The sequence below is a fragment of the Paenibacillus sp. P36 genome (assembly GCF_045866505.1).
In the GTDB taxonomy this organism is placed as follows: Bacteria; Bacillota; Bacilli; order Paenibacillales; family NBRC-103111; genus Paenibacillus_E; species Paenibacillus_E chondroitinus.
Window position 1 is genome coordinate 5,397,508 of record NZ_AP038372.1, and the last position, 17,701, is coordinate 5,415,208.

The 17,701-nt window shown below is 51.1% G+C and carries 7 protein-coding genes; 1 reads left to right on the forward strand and 6 read right to left on the reverse strand.

All coding sequences use genetic code 11. From position 1 onward, the window contains the following. Positions 1 to 188 precede the first annotated feature (188 nt). Positions 189 to 2,111, forward strand: coding sequence for an FAD-dependent oxidoreductase (locus ACKTT9_RS24435; protein WP_407867940.1), 1,923 nt, complete (start codon positions 189 to 191; stop codon positions 2,109 to 2,111). A gap of 64 nt (positions 2,112 to 2,175) precedes the next feature. Here the strand turns inward: ACKTT9_RS24435 and ACKTT9_RS24440 are convergent, their stop codons facing one another. From ACKTT9_RS24440 to addB, 6 genes are all read right to left on the reverse strand, one after another. Next, positions 2,176 to 4,122 (reverse strand): stalk domain-containing protein, encoded by a 1,947-nt coding sequence (locus ACKTT9_RS24440; RefSeq protein WP_407867941.1) that lies wholly within the window; start codon positions 4,120 to 4,122, stop codon positions 2,176 to 2,178. A gap of 129 nt (positions 4,123 to 4,251) precedes the next feature. Next, entirely contained in the window at positions 4,252 to 5,349 is a 1,098-nt protein-coding gene (locus ACKTT9_RS24445) for a hypothetical protein (RefSeq protein ID WP_407867942.1), read from the reverse strand. Between the two features lie 152 nt (positions 5,350 to 5,501). Next, the gene (locus ACKTT9_RS24450) at positions 5,502 to 8,975 is read right to left on the reverse strand and encodes an AAA family ATPase (protein WP_407867943.1); all 3,474 of its coding nucleotides are present in this window, start codon (positions 8,973 to 8,975) and stop codon (positions 5,502 to 5,504) included. Beyond that, complete coding sequence (locus ACKTT9_RS24455; protein WP_407867944.1) at positions 8,962 to 10,149, reverse strand: exonuclease SbcCD subunit D; 1,188 nt, start codon at positions 10,147 to 10,149, stop codon at positions 8,962 to 8,964. Before ACKTT9_RS24455 ends, ACKTT9_RS24450 begins: the two co-directional genes overlap by 14 nt. A 15-nt stretch (positions 10,150 to 10,164) precedes the next feature. Further along, the gene (gene addA, locus ACKTT9_RS24460) at positions 10,165 to 14,127 is read right to left on the reverse strand and encodes a helicase-exonuclease AddAB subunit AddA (protein ID WP_407867945.1); all 3,963 of its coding nucleotides are present in this window, start codon (positions 14,125 to 14,127) and stop codon (positions 10,165 to 10,167) included. Positions 14,128 to 14,152: 25 nt separating this feature from the next. Beyond that, on the reverse strand, positions 14,153 to 17,680 hold the full coding sequence (gene addB / locus ACKTT9_RS24465; RefSeq protein WP_407867946.1) for a helicase-exonuclease AddAB subunit AddB: 3,528 nt from the start codon (positions 17,678 to 17,680) through the stop codon (positions 14,153 to 14,155). Positions 17,681 to 17,701: the final 21 nt, after the last annotated feature.

The window sequence follows — 17,701 nt, forward strand, 5'->3', positions numbered from 1 at the left end:
TAAAATTCATCCTCTCATGTGGTTCTAACAAGAAGTATAGACTACGGATATCACCATCACACGGTAAACAATCATTTAGATTGTTTTTTCCTGATAAACAATTTATACATCGGTCAATTCGCTTGTAGACTATCGGTCTAATTTTGCATATAATAGGAATAAATCGATAGTTGGAATGGAGTGAGCGGATGAGCCAATTCATGAGGGCAACCACCCGCAAAAAGCGTGATGTCATGATGGACGTCGCCTTATCGATGTTTATGGAAAAAGGCTACGAGAACGTGTCTGTTGACGACATTATTGCAGCAACCGGAACGTCCAAAGGTACTTTTTACCATTATTTTAAAAGTAAAGACGCCATCATCGCCGACCTTTACAGCAAACAAATCCAACTGATTCAGGAATGGGTGAAAATGACTCCTTCCAAGGTGCAGTCGCTTGAAGGGCATATCAACCGCCTATTTTTAGACTTAGCGTCTAATATTCGCGTTTCACCACTTCTCATCCGTAGTTTACAAGCCTTATCCTTACAAAATGAAACCGTAAAAACGGAGGAACAGCGTCAGCTGAATGTACTCTCTGAGAGCTTGCTGCATTGGCTGCCTGAACCGAAAAAAGTAGAACTGCTCGTGTGCATGTATAACGGCACGATTCGCACTTGGTGCAACCAGGAGCATTCTGATTTAGTCGATATGATGAAAAACAACTTAGCTTGGATGTGGGTAGGCATTCGTGTAAGCGAGCCTAACGCACCGCTGCAGCTAGAACCAGTCCCCAAGGAGGAACACAAAATGAAAGTAGCTATTATTGGTGGAGGCTTAGCCGGATTAACCGCGGCCGCTTATTTATCGGAGAATCCGCATATTGAAGGTATCCTTTTTGAGCGCAGTCCGCAGCTTGGAGGCCGTGCATTTACTTATGAAAAAGCAGGATTCACACTTAACTACGGCGCGCATGCCATTTATGGAATAGATCGTCATACCATCACGAACATGGAACGAGAATTGGGTTTGTCTTTCTCATCCAAACAAGTTGATAAACGAAAGGTCGTTTATGCGAAACACAATCAACTGACTACCGCTCCGCTAGATGCCATCAACCTTCTCAAAACGGATTTGCTTAGCACAGCGCAGAAAGTTCGATTCGTCGGGGAAATTGCCGCCATTATTGCAAACATTCATAATTTGAAAAATTATGCTACTTTAGCTGATTATCTGGCTGAATCCAATGCGGACGAAGATGTCAAAGAGCTGTGGGAACATCTCGTTTGCTCCAACTTCTTCATCACTCCTGAAGATGCGCGCAATGTATCCGGCGCGGTGATCAGCGAGTACTACCATAACCTGTTCCTTTCTTCCAAACCGGTTAACTATATCCTTGGAAGCTGGGCCGTCATCACCAACCAACTTAAGCAAAAACTCACAACATCAGGCAGATGGGAAATCGCCATTCAAGAAGGCGTGGAAAGCTTGCGTTATGCAGACCGCAAATTCGTTCTTCAAACGAAAAACCGGGAAGAATCCTTTGATAAAGTGATTTTTGCCATGCCGGTACAGCAAGTCGTCAAATTGCTGAAAGGCACGGCTTGGGAGCCTTTCTTGGCGCCATATGAGTCCAACACGGCGACTGAAGTTATGGTATACGACGTAGGACTTAGCAAGGTGGTTGCAAGACCGTTCAGCTATATTAGCGACATGGACAACAAGCTTTTTATCAGCGATGTTTCCGCAACGGATCACACGTTAGTGCCGGAAGGCGGACAGCTGCTGCAAGGTATCGCCTACTTGAGCGATCAGTTCGAAAGCGACGAACAACGCAAATCCTATCTCGAGAATAAAAATACACAGATGGAAGCTTTGTTCGATAAGCATTATCCGGGCTGGCGCGATTTCACTGCGGTGAAAAGGGTGTCCAAGAAAGCGATGGTATCCAGCGTCAAAAACATTTCGACGAACCATCTCCTCCCTATTCGCGTCGAAAATGTGCCTTTCTACTTCTGCGGAGACGGTTGTACGGGCAAAGGAGAACTCGCAGAACGTGCATTCTCAAGCGCACGCACGGCTGCCTTAGCGGTTGTTCAAGAAGTAGAGCAAGCTCTTCAAAGCGTATAAAACTATGAAAAAGGCTCCAGCACTGACGTTAAGTCAAGGCTGGAGCCTTTTTTGTTACCTGGCGCTATTTTGTTGAAATGGTGACCGTCCGGCTGCCGCCATCCCAAGCCACTTTGCCGCCAAATGTTTCTCCCACGAATCTAGCTGGAGCAAGTGTATAGCCATTTACGAGCCGCGCGGGCTCTTCCAGCTGAACGGCTTTACCGTTCACATAGACCGTTTTCTGATCAAGCGTTAAGCGTACAGTTGTGTTTCCTTTTTTGGCGTTCACTGTTCTTGTTGCTGCTTCGTACTCCACTTTCGCTCCCATGGCTTCAAAGATGGCGCGAAGCGGTGTGAATGTAGATCCATTAACGATGGCCGGAGCCTGTTCGAAAACTTGATCTTTTCCATCAATCTCGACAGAAACCTGAGATGATATGCCAAAAGTACGTAGGGAGACTTGCTTGCCTGCTTTGTTTGACACACGGATTTGAAGAACAGAGCCTTCGGGAACTTCTCCAGCACGCAATTCCAATCCATAGGGCAGTTCAGTTTGAGCAGCAATGACTCGTCCGTTGAGAATATATTCGACTTTCCCTATGTAAACCTCGGGTATTTTGATAAAAGGGACGAATTTGGTTTTTTTCGTAAAGGACTGATGGTCCGCATCGACCGGTACATACCCAACCCCATCCGCCGGCTGAACGGAATCGCTCACTTTCGAGAGCAAATAGGGATTGGCAATCAGATTGGAGTAGTAATTTTGGATATCTGATGAGCTGGACAAGGAGTAATCATTTTTGGCGTTATTCATTCCTTGATTCACATTAAAGTAAGTAATGGCTTTTAGTCTCGGATATTTGTAGGGCATAATTTCATAAAGCCGCTGCAAATTCAGCTTCGCCCATTCTGTAAAATCTTCTCCAGCCGCATACTGGTAGTGCGGAACTCCCGTTTCACTAAGCATTAACGGCTTCCGATCGGAATACGTGTTGTATAGCCTTGTCAGTCTCTCCACATTACTTGTAGCTAACATAGAAGGCAGCGACGGGTCTCCGTTTTCATAAGGCTCAATATATAAACTGACGCCAACCCAGTCAACATAGTCGTCACCCGGATAATACGGATCGATATCATTCGCAGGAACGTCCCCAGGGCTCCATACCATCGCCACATTCGGCGCTTCAGCCGCAAATACATCATGCAGCATGCGGAATTTCGCGATATATTGAGCGGGGTTCCCGTGCCATTTGACCCAAGCGCCATTCATTTCGCCCGCAAAACGCAAAAAGATCGGGATACCCGCGGCTTTCGCATCCTGCGCCCATTTCCGCAGATATGCTCCATCCGCTACCGGATCCAAACCGTCATCAGGCTCCCAAGCGATCTGCAGCGCACCGCCTGCTTCCTTGGCTCTTTTCGCGTACATAGCCGGAAAGTTCTGACCCCAATGCGCATAGGCCAAATAGATTGCGTGCTTTTTACCATAAACAGATTCCGTCTTCGAAAAGGTGTTGCCCACTTTGGGATCTTGTTCCGAATACATCCCCAGATATGTACCGAAGGCGGGTTCAAACTTGGCCAATTTGCCGTTCGATGGTACTGTTAGCTCCCGAATAGCGGACTGATCGCGCTCCTGTCTATATAGCTCAACAGTTGTCCGAATTTGATCCGCACGCTGCAGCTTAACGGCTCCCCAATCCCGGCCTGCTTTGACCCAGTACTCATTTTCCAGTTCGTAATACTGGATGGCTTGTTCATAATCTCGGGTGGCATCGAAATACGCAGCTAATTTCCCGTAAAAAAGCGCTGCATTCTCCCATTCACCGGAGCTCCCATAGTGATCCGCAAGAAACTGCCAATGCGAGACAGCCTCCGCCTCATTGCCGCCGGCAACCAGAGCTTCTGCTTTTTGCCAGTGATCCCATACGATATCTGCATGCGCAGGCGCAGGCGAGCTAGCCAGACTGGCAGCCAATACACCAACAACGAGCGACAGGATGCTGATTCTTTTATATATTTTTTTCAAGAAAAAATAACTCCCTTCAGCTTTCAGGTAAGTACTATGCCTATACTTCATACGTAGACATGAGCGGAAAGTAGCACTAACGGGCAAAAAAAAGAACCGGAAAGGACTTGCATCCTTTCCAGCTCTGTCTTACTTCGAAATAACGCGCACGGCGCGAATACGTTTGCGTTGTCCTACAGAGAGAGGCTTCACGAGAGGACGACTTCCCCGCACCGCATGCCCTCTAATTACGCCTGCTTTGAATGTGCCTCTGGCCGCAGGAACAGCGGTTCGCACCCCATAGCGGGACATGACGACATCGATCGGATTACTGATCGAAAGCATGCCATTATCACTCCCGGCGAAATTAAGCCCCGCAGCAAAGTTATCACTCGAACGCAGCCATACCGATCCAGAATCGCCCGGAAGGGAAACTGGCCCTTTAGTACCGCGAATGACCAATTGATTGCGGAACGTCAGATCGCCAAGTGCCCCTCCATAAGTCACTCGCACGTCAGCATGATTAGCTTCAATCATTCCTCTGACAAATCCGCTTGTACGGCCTGACTTCATTAACTGCAAACCGACAGGGTAAGTTTTCACATGACCTGGCACCGTAATCAGCCGACCCGATGCACTGATTAAATATCTCGGATTCAGCAAGCTGTTCGAAGTTGGCTTTGCAAGCGCAGAATCCTGAAAGTTGACTCCGTTAGGGATTAATTTGGTGAACTCAAAGAGCCTTCCTAGCGTATCTTCTGGCGCTTGACCGCCGTCCGCGGGGCCAGGTTGTACGGTTATAACCGACGCTGATGTATTATTTTTGACCAGTACATGGTTATTGCTCAAAATATACAGCTGATTGTTTTTCGTTACGATAAGGCCGCCTGTTCCTGTAGAATCCGGATCTACTTTCCCCAAGCTTACACCACCGGGAACAGGACGATGTTTACCTTGATAGCCGCCAATTTTCGCTGCTTTCGGTTTTGGAACTGCTACATGCCGTTTGAATTCGCCAGCAGAAACAAACCGAATGGGTACTGACGAACCCGCTTTGGCAAGCGTGCCCTTGAGGCTGTTCATACTAGAGGGAACAATTTTCTTCTGGGTGTACACGACGACACCTGAACCCAGTGCAGGTTTGTTTGGGTCCGCATAACCAACACCAACGGCAACAACTTCCGCACGCTTCAACAAAACAGGTGAAATTCTATTCTTATGTTTCAAAGCCTCATGAAAAGTAGCCATTCACCATTCTCCTCTTCGTAAAAGATGTAGCAGTGTATGCCAACTTGTACGAATCGGCTTGATGATTTTACCTAACGCATAGGAAAGGAGACTAAAAAAGGCAAAAGGCATATTGTGATAAAGACAAAAGACATATAGTAAAGGCTCGTGCGCTATTGCTCCTCGAGTACAATACGGCTTCCACGTCCGGACGGCTCCGCCGGTTGAACGATTAATTTGCGAGCTAGACGAGCTCGCAGCTCCGGCACGTGCGAAATGACGCCCACCGCCAAGCTGTCCATATGAAGTTTTTCCAAAGCGCCAATGACCATATCCAGCAATTCCTGATCCAAAGTGCCGAAGCCTTCGTCAAGAAAGAAAAATTCCAACGGATATTCGCCTTTGAGCTGAATTTGCGCAGAGAGCGCGAGCGCCAGGGCTAACGAAGTCAGGAAGGTTTCGCCGCCAGACAGTGTGCTAACCGGGCGTTTGACGCCTCCATTGGCATCATCACGGATGACAAACCCGCCGCCGGAGTCGACTTCAATCGCATACCGTCGCCGCGTCAATTCACCCAGCCGCTCAGAAGCAGCGCGGCTGACCTGCATCAGCTGCTCTTCGGCCAAATACTCGACGAAGGCGTTCGCCTTCAGCACAGCTTGCAGCTTGCCCAGCCGCTCCAGCTGCTTCGCCTGCTCCGCGCGCTGCGCTTCGAGCTCGCACCACCGCGCGTGCCGCGCCGCCAGCTCGCTGGCGCCCTGGGCCGCCTTGGCCCGCGCCTCCAGCGCAGCCTCCGCGGCGGCCTTCGCGGCGCTCAGCAGCGCCTGCGTCTGCGCCCACGCGTCCGCGCTCAGCGCGCGGCCCTGCAGCTTCGCTGCCAGCTGCGCCAGCTGGGCGCGCAGCGCCTGCTCGCGCTCGCGGTGCTCCGCCGCGAGCTGGGCCCACTGGCGGCGCTGCTCAGGCGCCAGCGCCGCTGCTACGGCGGCTTCGCGCGACGCGAAGCCGTTCTCCGCGAGCGCGCCGTGCAGCGCGCGCTCCGTCTGTGCCAGCTGCCGCGCGGCAGCGGCAGCGGCTTCGGCGGCGGCGCTGTAGCGCTGCGCCGCCAGGGACTGCTCGCGCTGCGCAGCAGCGTGCGCGAGCTTGGTTTGCTGCGCGGCGAGGCGCAGCTGCTCCAGCGCGGAGGTCGCCTCCGCGATGAGCTGCGGCACAGCCGCGCCGGGCGCGCGCTGCGCGAACTGCGCGAGCTGCCGCGACTTGTCGGCGGCGAGCTGCGCAAGGCCCAGCAGGCGCTCGTGCAGCTGCAGGGCGGTCCGATCCTGCTCCGCAGCGGCACGCTGAAGCTCATCGATCTTCACGGCCAGCTCGTCCAGGAAGGGCACGCTTTTCTCAATGCGTGCGCGAAGCTCCTCAGCCAGCCTTTCTTTGGCCAGCAATTGTTCTAGTTGCTGATCAATCTCTTCCCAAGAAAGCTCAGCATATCTAACCTGCCACTGCTTCAATCGTTCGTTCATTGTTGTTTGGACAGCTGTCAGTCTAGCTTCCGCTTCAGTTAATAGACTCGCAGCTGCTTGCTGCTGCGCGGCTGCTTGCACAGTTTGTTGCTCTAGTGCACTATACTCTTTGGATAAAACTTGAAACGACTGTTCGAATTCATCCGCACGGGAGATGATCACTCCCCATTCTTTTTCCATTTCCATCCATCGATGTTCCAAGCCGGAGAGTCCAGATTCTTCATGCGACTCAGCCACACGGGGAGATACAGCTCCTTCCAGACCTGCCGCCGCTTCCTTCCAGACTTGCCCAACCTCGTGGTCAGCCAGTGGTGATTGTGATGGTTGCGACGCCAATTCAACAGCTTGCTGCATAACAGCTGTCATTCGATTTAAACGCTGCTCATGGGTATATAATCGCTCCTTGACCCGTTGAAGCAGTGCTTCCCCATGTTGAAGCTGCAGCTCGATATCTTCTCCATTCGCCAGTTCTGCCGATGGGATGTGCTTGGAAGGATGCTCGGTTGCTCCGCACACTGGACATTGTTCTCCATCCGTTAGCTCACCGGCCAAAATAGCGGCAAGCGCATGACGTTCTTGCCTTTTCCAACGCTGCTTCATTTGCGCCAGCTCATCTTGCAAGGCAGGAATAAAGGCATGGGATAAAACATTCTGCTGCTGCCCCTCCGAGCTGACTTCACTTGAACGTTGGAGCCATCCGTGCAGCTTGTCCATCATTGCTTTCTGTTTACCGGCTAGCTGCAATTGATTTTGCTCAATCGCAGCATGCGAACGCCCTCTCTCTTCGAACGACTTTTGAGCGTCTTCCTTCTGCAGCTGGAGCTGTTCAATCGCCTTTTTCTCCTGAAGTGCTTTATGTAACAGCTGCGTAGTCGCCGTATTGGTCTCCACCTGCTTGAGTTGTTCCTTCAGTTCCGATTGTTTTAAAATCGCTTTTTGCTTCGTCTCATTACTCTTCTTTAGATCTATTTGCAGCGCTGCTAACGCAGTTTTCACTTCATTTTCTTGGAGCTGGGCAAGGTTCACTTGCTGGTCAACTTGATCCAGCTCCTGCTGAATAACTAATGCCTGCTGCAATTGGTCTAACCTCAGTAACAGAGGACCTTCCTTCAACGAAAGCTCTTGCTGTGCTTGTTCATATCGCTCCGTTGCTTGCTGGTACGCTGCCTCTGTTGCTTGTTGGCCCGCTTTTGCAGCCTCCAACTTCGACTGGCCGCCTGTGACGTCTTTGACAGCTAATTCATGCTGTTCCAGATAAGGTTTAACTTTTTCAGCTTTCTCCGCATGCCCCAAGAGAAGCTCTTTCTCGCGTATTTGCGGCTCTTGCTCCTGCAGTTTTTGCGCTTCCGATTCAAGCACGGTTTGTTCCTGCTGCCAATGATAAATCTGCTTGTGCTCCTCATAACACTTTTCCTGTTCATTCAAGTGCAGGCGGCTTTTCACCGCTTCGCTTTCAGCTTCTTGAAGCCGTTCACCCGCTGCTTGCAGCGCTTGCTCCGAAGCGTCGCCTAAGCCTATCTGTTCGGCCGCAAGCTGTTTCACCAGGCTATCCGTTTCTTTCACTTTGAAGCTTACTTTGGCGCTCAACTGATCCCCGTACTGTTCAAGATGAAAAAGCCTTTGCAGCATTTGCCTGCGATCTTTGCCAGTCAACGTCAGAAACTCAGCGAATTTTCCTTGTGGCAGCACGACGGCTCTCGTAAAATCCTGCATAGACAACCCGAGAATATGCAGCACTTTCTGATTGACTTCACCCGCTTTATCCGCAAGTACAATCGTCTCCTTGTCTTGCAAATGCAATAATCGGGCGATCGTTCCGTTAATGGACATTTCCGTGCCGCGCTTGAATTGCCGCTCTACGCGATAACGTTCGGTGCCCGCTGCATTCGTGAGCTCAAAAGTGAAAGAAACGAACAGCGTCTGCTCTGCATGATTCATGATTGCTTGCGTGCCGCCGCTGGCCCGCTCGACTTTACCGTACAAAGATAGCGTGATGGCATCGAGAATGGATGATTTCCCGCTCCCTGTCGGTCCAAAAATACCGAACACACCCGCTCCTACCAGCTGGTTAAAATCAATCGTTTGCAGTTCACGATAGCTTTGGAGCCCGGACATTTGCAGCTCAATTGGACGCATATTCAGGTCCTCCTAGTTGTTCCTTTTCCTCCAGCAGCTCCAAGAACAGCCGAATCAGCTCAGGCTCTGGCTGGGCGCCTCCGGTTTGCCGGGAGTAGAAGCGTGTGAAGTGCTCCTCCATGGACAAATCCGCCTTCGGCGCTGCTGCCCTGACTGCCTCCATCTCCGGATAAATGGGCCGAATGTGTATGAAACCGTCATACGCTTTGCGCAGCGATTGAATTTGTTCAATCGACATCGCTTCCGTCATGTTGATCTCCAAGTCGATCCATGCGGAAGCATCCCGTTTCTCTTCCAGCCATTGGTGAACTTGCCCGATCCCCTCTTTAGCTTTCCAACTGACGAGCGGGCGTCCAGAGGTCAGAAAAATTTCCTTCGGCTCAGCCGCCTGTCCAGGCTGCAGATCGAGCACCGTTACGGACTTGGCTTGTCCGGCCTCCGAGAAGCTATAGGCAATTGGCGATCCGCAATAGCGGATCGGTGAAGATGCTTTTACATTCTGCGGTCTGTGCAAATGCCCTAGCGCTACGTACTGCGCCCCTGCTGTCAGCGCTGTTGTATCTACGGTGTATGCTCCGCCCACTTGAATCGGTCGTTCCGATTCCGTTTCGAGGCCTCCGAGCACATAGAGGTGACTCATGATCAAATTAACCGTCCCCGCTTCAAAAGCAGCGGCCTGTTTACGAATAAGCGCCCCCACTCGTTCGGAATACTTGCTCCGCAGCGCTTCCTCCTCCGCTACATCCGAGAGCAGCTCCTTAAGACGCGACTCCGATGGATACGGCAGTGCAATCAGACGAGCAAGCTCGCCCGTTCGAGCGATTCCTATCGATTGAATCTCAGGCACAGGCAAACCGATCAATGTTATGTTTTGTTTTCCCGCAAGCGGTGCTGCTGCAGCGACGCGATCCGGATGGTCATGGTTGCCTGCGATGATGGCTACATGACGTTTGCCGCCATCGGCGAGACGGGCCATACTCTCATAAAAAAGCTGTTCCGCAGCTGCCGGAGGATTGACACTGTCATAGACATCGCCGGCGATCAAAACCAAGTCAATCTCTTGGTCTTGTACAATACCTACCAGCTCATCCACAAAAGCGGACTGCTCCTCCAGACGGCTTCGTCCTTCCAACGTTCGGCCAAAATGCCAGTCACCCGTGTGTAAAATTCGCATACCTCATCCTCCATCTTACATTTCGAGCAGCTTTGCTCCATCAAAGAAATACAGAAACTTTCCATTCACCGGACGTTTCCAAATATGTTCCACGGCACGCGTGTAGAGGGAAATTTGCTGCTCATACCGCAGTTTCAGCTCCTCATCGCTGCTGCCTTTCACTGCATCCGTTTTATAATCAACCAGAACCAGGCCGAGTTCATCCTCGAATAAACAATCGATGACCCCTTGAATTAGTACCGTTTCACCGCTCGTGGAACGGTTCGTTCCCGTGTAAACCTCGTCTGCCTGCAGCCCATAGCTGAAGGGCACCTCGCGTTGTACATTCCTGGCCTGAAGCATCCGTTGTCCAACTCCGGTCTCGAAGAAGCGCAATACTACCGGTATATCCACCACTTCACTTTGCTCAGCGGTCAACGTTTGCTTCGTTAGCATTTCTTGCAGTGTCCCCCGAATGCTTGCCTCCGTCGGTGCTTCCTGCAGGGAGAGATTTTGCATGACGGCGTGAACGACAGTTCCTTTTTCTGCTGCTGACAGCTTCTTCTCTTCCATAAATTTAGGCCTGCGCCAAATCATGGACCTTCCGTTCCCGGAAGTCGGCGCCGCAGCTCCAGGAGCAATAACTTCTGTTGCAACTGGCATTTCCATTTCATCGGAGATTCGATTCAGCTCCGACAACCGCTTCATTTCGGAAACCGTCGTCTTCGCAAAAAGTTTAGGTGCTTCTGGGAACGAGTACGACCATGACAGCCGGTCATCCAGCCACTCCTGCCATTCCCCCGATGTCGTTACGGTCTCAATTCGGCGAATGCTGTCCATCCGATCTCCGTCAGGGGCCACGTTGTTTTCTTCCAACGTTTCATCCGTCAGCAGGCTTTCTGGCTTAATAACCGTCAGCTTCCATGCTGAAGGATCATTCAATAATCGAACCCCTGATGAAGCTTCGCTAATGCCCAAACGCTCCCTCCAGAGACCGGCGTGAGGATGCCGCAGCAGCGCTGGACCTACCCAATCCAGATAACTTTTGGCTTTCGCCAGTTCAAAATCGGGCAAATACCATTCCGTTCTGGACAGATGTCTGCCCCATCCGCGCAAGAGCTTATCCAATGATTTGACTGTCCCAAGCAAATAAAGCTTCTCTCTGGCTCTTGTCAATGCTACGTAGAGCACTCGCATTTCTTCCGCAAGCAGCTCCAGTTTCATCCTTCTTTTAATCGCAAGGGAAGGCAGGGTTGGATAGCTTACACGCAATGTCGTATCTACAAAACGCGGACCGAACCCAAGCTCTTTATGCAAAAGAAACGAATCGTTCAGATCCCGTTGGTTAAACATTTTGGCCATCCCCGCCACGAAAACAACAGGGAATTCCAGCCCTTTACTTTTATGAATCGACATGATCCTTACAACGTCTTCCTGTTCTCCGAGCGCTCGCGCTGTGCCTAGATCCCCGCCGCTTTCTTTCATTCTTTCAATAAAACGAAGGAATCGGAACAACCCGCGCAAGGATGTGCTTTCATATTGTCTGGCACGATCGTACAACGCCCTTAAGTTAGCCTGCCTTTGTACGCCCCCTGGCAAACCGCCTGCGAAGTCGTAGTAGCCTGTTTGTCTGTAAATATGCCAGATTAAATCTGCCAAAGAGCCTTGTCTCGCCTCGGTCCGCCACGTTTCCAGCAGCTCCAGGAAGTAGTTCAGCTTTTGCAGCAAAACCTCATTTTCTTCGGTCTTCTCGCTCCCAGCGGCCTGAAGCACAGAGTCGTAGAAAGGTACCGATTTATCTGCAATGCGAATCTGTGCCAAATCTTCGGCCGTTAACTGCACAACCGGTGACCGCAGTACAGCCGCAAGCGGTACATCCTGATACGGATTATCGATGACTTTCAAAAGGGATAACATGACTTCCACTTCTGTTGCGGAAAAATAGCCAGTACTTAGCTCTGCGTAAGCAGGTATGCCCATCTTTTTGAGTTCTTCAATGAGGATAGGCGACCACATCTGCGTGGCACGCAGCAGGATGACGATATCCCGGTACGTGACAGAGCGGTCACCGCCGGTTCTTTTATCAAATACTTGAAAAGCTTCCTTGCCGCCGGTACCCATCAGCCCCTGAATTTGGCGGGCGATGGTTCGCGCTTCCAATTGCGCGGTTTCCAGCTCCTGCGCTTCCAAAGCAGGATCAACAGCAGCACCTTCGGGTGAAGCTTCAGCATTTATCTCTTCATTTTCTTCCGAATCCGCTGAATAAGATTCACCCGGGTCTGGCGCATCTGTTCCTCGATCAATGATCAGCATTTCGACGGAACAATCCGAGGCAGATGGCGGATAACCCGCTCCATATACGAGCTCAGCACGCTCATCATAAGCGACTTCGCCTACGGTTTCGTTCATCATTTGTTTAAAAATAAAATTGACCGCGTCCACGACTTCGATACGGCTGCGGAAGTTACGCGCCAAATCAATTCTGCCGCCTGCGGACGTTACTTCTAATGGCTCATCTTTATTAGAGCGGTAAGCTTTATATTTTTCAAGAAAGAGACCTGGCTCCGCAAGCCGGAATCGGTAAATACTTTGCTTCACATCGCCAACCATGAATCGATTTCCAGGGTTTGAGTTCGAAATCAATTCTACAATCGCTTCCTGCACACGATTCGTATCCTGATATTCGTCGAGCAGTACTTCAGCAAATTGCTTCCGATAAGCCTGCGCTGCCTCAGATGGAACCAATTCACCGGGGATGGAGCCAGGCGCGCTTAGAATTTGTAAGCAGTAATGTTCCAAATCAGCAAAATCGATCAAGCCTTTCGCTTGCTTACCTGCCTGATAACGATGACCGAAATCCGCAACCAAATCTACTAACGTATGCAAAAGCGGCGCCATGTCGGCAATTTCCTGATGGAATTGCTCCGGGGTTCGGCCGAAAAGCTCCTCTTGCATTTTGTTAATTTGCTCTTTAACTTTATTGCGGAGCTCCTTCACTTCTTCCTGCAGCGCTTTGTCGTAGTCGTCACCTTTGCATGCTTTGAGCTTGCCAAACTCGACGGTTTGAAAACCCCGATACAGAACGGACCACGGATATGTTGTCGTTTCCAGCAGATTATTTACGAGCAGCAAATCCTCTCGCAAGTTGTCCAAATAAGGAGCTGGGCCGCCTGGCGAATCGGCGATCTCTATCGCCTGCCGCAATAAGTCGGCGGCTCCTTCCAACTCCAAAACGAGGTCGCGTATCAGACTCTGCTCCCAGATCCCGTAGTCTGCCGGCGCCGACGCAGCGGCAACATACGGCAGCGCCTCCTGTATAACGGCGGCTGCCTCATCCGGCACCTCCTGCGGCGCAGGCTCCGGCGCTCCAAACATCGAGGCCGTCGCTCTGAGCCAATGCTCCGGCCACGGATGACTGCGCGACACATCATACAGCTTCTGAATAAGCTGCATGATCGCGTCGTCGTTCCGCTCGCCGCTAAACGAATCGACCAGCCGCCAGAAGGCGCTGTTCTCTCCGCTTGCGGCGTAATATTCCTCAAGCATCTCGCCAAGCAGATCTTGGCGCATAAGCTCCGCTTCCGTCTCATTCGCAATCCGGAAACCGGGATCAAGACGAATGAGGCTGAAGTAACGCTGCACAACTTCCAAGCAGAAGGAGTGGAGCGTTGTAATTGAGGCGCGCCCCATCAGCGCGATCTGCTTGCGCAAATGCTGCGAATGCGGCTGCTTCATCAGCTCTTTCTCCAGCGCTTCGCGTATGCGATGTTTCATTTCCGAGGCCGCCGCTTTGGTGAAGGTTGCGACCAGCAGCCTGTCTACATCGATAGGCTCCCACTCATCGGAAATTCGCCGGATAATTCGCTCCACGAGTACGGCGGTTTTGCCTGATCCGGCCGCAGCGGCAACGAGCATATTTTGACCCTTGAGGGTAATCGCGTCCCATTGATCATCCGTCCACGTACTGCCGGGAGGCTTGGGCTGTTGTTGTTTATTCACTTCGTTGCACTCCTTTCCGTCTTCGTCACGGGTTAACGTTTTGCTCCAATTCGGACCAGAGCTGGTCTTTCCCCCGCTGTCTCAAAACGTGAATTTCATTGCCTTCAAACAACGGATCAAACTGACAAATTGATTTATAAGAGCAGTGCAAGCAGGCTGTTTTTTTGCCAAGCCGATAAGGAGCAATGTCGACATGACCATCGGTAATGCTCGTTCCGATTCCTTTTACCTGCTTGCGCACATATTTCCTAAGCGTGTCCCACTGTTCATCCGTAGCGACGGAGGAGCTTGAATAGAAGCTTCCGTCCTTCTTCAAAGCAACTGGAATTAACTGCGAGTGCCCTGCGCTTTTTAACAGTTCACTATCCATCAATCCAGCAACTTCAGCGTCTGCCGTGATCAAACCTTTCATTTTAAAACGTTTCCGAAGTTCTTTCTCGACGGCCGCAGGGTCCAGCGCATTTTTTTGCTGCAGCATCGGGTTATGCACATGGAAATAAAGCACGCCCGCCGGCTTCGCCGCAATGCCCAGCCAACGCTCTGCGTGTGTAATAATGACATCCAAGTAGGTGAGCATTTGCAGGGATAGCCCGTAATACACTTCAGATAACTGCAAAGAAGTTGAGCTTGATTTGTAATCAATGACTCGCAGCAATACGCCTTGCTCGCCATCCGCTCGGTCCACTCTGTCGATACGTCCAATGATCTCCATTGTGCAGCCATTCTCTAAATCAAAGGTTAAAGGCGGCAGTTCTTTGCCCGGGCCGAAGTCGATTTCCAGACCTAGCGGTTCAAACTGGCCTTGTTTCGCATGTTCACCTAGAACAACAGCCGCTCTGCCCACAACTTGCTTCAATTTTCTCGCGATATAGGCATATCTGCTGGAACTGAGCAAAATTTCCCCTTGCAATCTGGGGGCAAGCTCATCCACAACCTGTGCGGAACGCTCCATGCATTCTTCTGCTGACAGCGATCCCCAATCCAGTTGATCCTGCTGCAATCTTTGAACAAATTGGTTCAATGCGGCATGAAACAATTGCCCGATATCCGGGGCATCCAGCCGGTAGACGCGTCTTTCCTGCAATCTCAAACCGTGAGATACGAAATGGGAAAAGGGACAAGCCACATATTTCTCCATGCGTGACACACTCGCCCGCAGATTTTGACCGTATAACAGCTTGCTCGTTTTGGAAGATATTTTGTTCTCTTTATTCGTGTAGCGCAGTGCCTGAACGACGGATTGCAGCTTCATCTGCCACTCGGGCTTATCTGCATACCAGTTGTAGGTCTCCCACCACAAATCCGCCATACGGCCGCCCAGCATCCAGTGCTTCATACGTACAGCCAGATAGGAGATCGCCTGATTCGGATGCGCCATATAAGCTGCCTGCTCATTATCCGGAGATTCAGCAGCCGGTTCAGCGAGCAAAAGCGGTGTCTCGGTTCCAGGGAACAGTTGACGCATTTGTTTGATCAGCTCGGATGGCAGCAGCGATTTGCCCTCTTCATCTGCCAGTGGATAGCTCATCCACAGTCTTTTACCCGGCACGGTTAACGACGTATAGACGATAAACTGCTCATCCAGCAGCTTGCGCCGGCTTCCATCCGCCATCGGAAGGCCGGATTCCATCAGAACGCTCCGTTCCGCTTCCGTCAGAACCCCTTTTTCCGGCATTTGGGCAGGGATTACGCCATCGTTCACACCTAATATGTAAGCATAACGAATACCGCTTGAGCGGGTCCGATCCATGCTGCCAATTAATAATTGATCCATCGAAGGCGGCACTAACCCTAGCTTCATGCTTTCCATGCCCGTCTCTACAAGGCTGTTAAAAATCTCAAGGGACAGCTCATCGTCCCCCATCGTCTCCACGAGCTGGTCCAGCATCTCCATGACACTGTTCCACATTTGGCCATGCTCACGGGCTTTCTCCGGCTTGCCATCCTGAATCGCTTGCTGACTCCAAGCTTCCAATTTTTCGGGAGCCTGAACGGCAATGAGAAGTTCATATAGAGCCTCAACTTGCGCTTTCACTGACCCGGCTTGCTGCAAACGTTTGGCAAAAGCAAGAAGCGGCCTAACCACCCACTCTTTGCTTCTATTCAAAGCGGCTAATTCAGCCGTTTGCTCTTGTACACCTTCATCCGCTTCTTCCAGATTGGCCCGGAACTTGTAGCTCCATGGCTTACCATCCGTCCACCTGTAGCCTTGAATACCGAAAGCGAGCACATAGTTTTCCAGCTTATCCAACTCTGTTCGCTGATCAGCCGCCTCGCTCGGCAGAAGCAAATCCGTTTTGACGCAGCGGAATACGGCGTCGTAATGCCAATTGTGTTGGACCACTTCCAACGCCGAACGAATGAATTCAACCAATGGGTGATGCAGAACGGTCCTCTTTTGATCAAAAAAGTGCGGAATTTCGTAGTCGGTCAGTACCGCTTTTAATAAATCCTGATAGCCTTCCATATTTCGAACCATGACGGCAATTTCACGCCAACGTACGCCATGCTCACGAACCAACTGCAGCATATCCCTGACTGCGCCTTCTACTTCAGCACGACGGTGGACAGCTTCTGCAATTACGAGCTGATCGCTGGTTTTCTCATGCGCTGCCGGTTTATAACGTTTAGCTCCGCCGCCAATCCGACGGTCAAAGTTGCGCTCCAAATATCCGAGTAACGGACTATCGTCATAACGTGGCGAACGGTCCGGTGCCAATAGATGAACCTCGGCTGACGGCAGTCCAAGCTGCCATATAAGCTCCTGCAGCCGAACCATCGTCGTTGCCGTAGGGTGAAATAGATCCAACTCATCCGGCGCATCCCCGGCTTGCAGCTCACGATCGAGACACAGCGTAATCGTCACCTGCTTGCAGGTCGAAAATAATGCGCCAAGCACGGAAAACTCCTGCGGCGTAAAACCGTGAAAGCCATCGATCCAAACCGAAGCAGACCGCAAATAAGCGGAATTCGGAATTTGCTCCGCCAGCAGGGTTAAATAATCTTCACCGTCCAAATACTGCCGGGACAGCTCAGATTCAAATTGGCGGTAAATCAGCTGAATGTCATGCATTTTATCTCGCAGCAAACCGCTTTCCCCAAGTACGGAAGCCCGTTTCTGCTCATGCTCTTCGAGCTGCTTAGCCGTTACACAATACCTTTTCATCTCCGTAAAAAGTTGGTTCAAACGATCTACAAAACCCATTTGCTCAGCCGAGTGGCCAAATAAGCGGAGCTTTTCTTTTTGTTTATGTAAAATGCTTGTAAGCAGCAATTTCTTCCCCATATCATCAATCGGCAGTCTCGCTGTACCGCCTTCTTCTTGCATGACACGCCATGCCAAACGGTGAAAACTTAGCACTTGGGCGCGAATCATTCCCCGAATGCCGGGATCGGACACAATGGCATGCTCAGCCTGAAAGGTCGCCTGCTCCGGCACTAATAGCACGAGCGGGTCACCCTCCGGCTCTACCGCCAACTGCTGTTTCATTTCTATCAAACAACGTTCACTTTTTCCGCTGCCGGCTCTGCCGATCACGAAACGAATAGACATACAGGGCCTCCTTCAAGCTGA

What these genes read in the sequence shown, in the direction of transcription:
- addB (WP_407867946.1), bottom strand. Translation starts at nt 17,680, where the DNA reads ATGTCTATTCGTTTCGTGATCGGCAGAGCCGGCAGCGGAAAAAGTGAA.
- ACKTT9_RS24435 (WP_407867940.1), top strand. Translation starts at nt 189, where the DNA reads ATGAGCCAATTCATGAGGGCAACCACCCGCAAAAAGCGTGATGTCATG.
- ACKTT9_RS24450 (WP_407867943.1), bottom strand. Translation starts at nt 8,975, where the DNA reads ATGCGTCCAATTGAGCTGCAAATGTCCGGGCTCCAAAGCTATCGTGAA.
- ACKTT9_RS24455 (WP_407867944.1), bottom strand. Translation starts at nt 10,149, where the DNA reads ATGCGAATTTTACACACGGGTGACTGGCATTTTGGCCGAACGTTGGAA.
- ACKTT9_RS24445 (WP_407867942.1), bottom strand. Translation starts at nt 5,349, where the DNA reads ATGGCTACTTTTCATGAGGCTTTGAAACATAAGAATAGAATTTCACCT.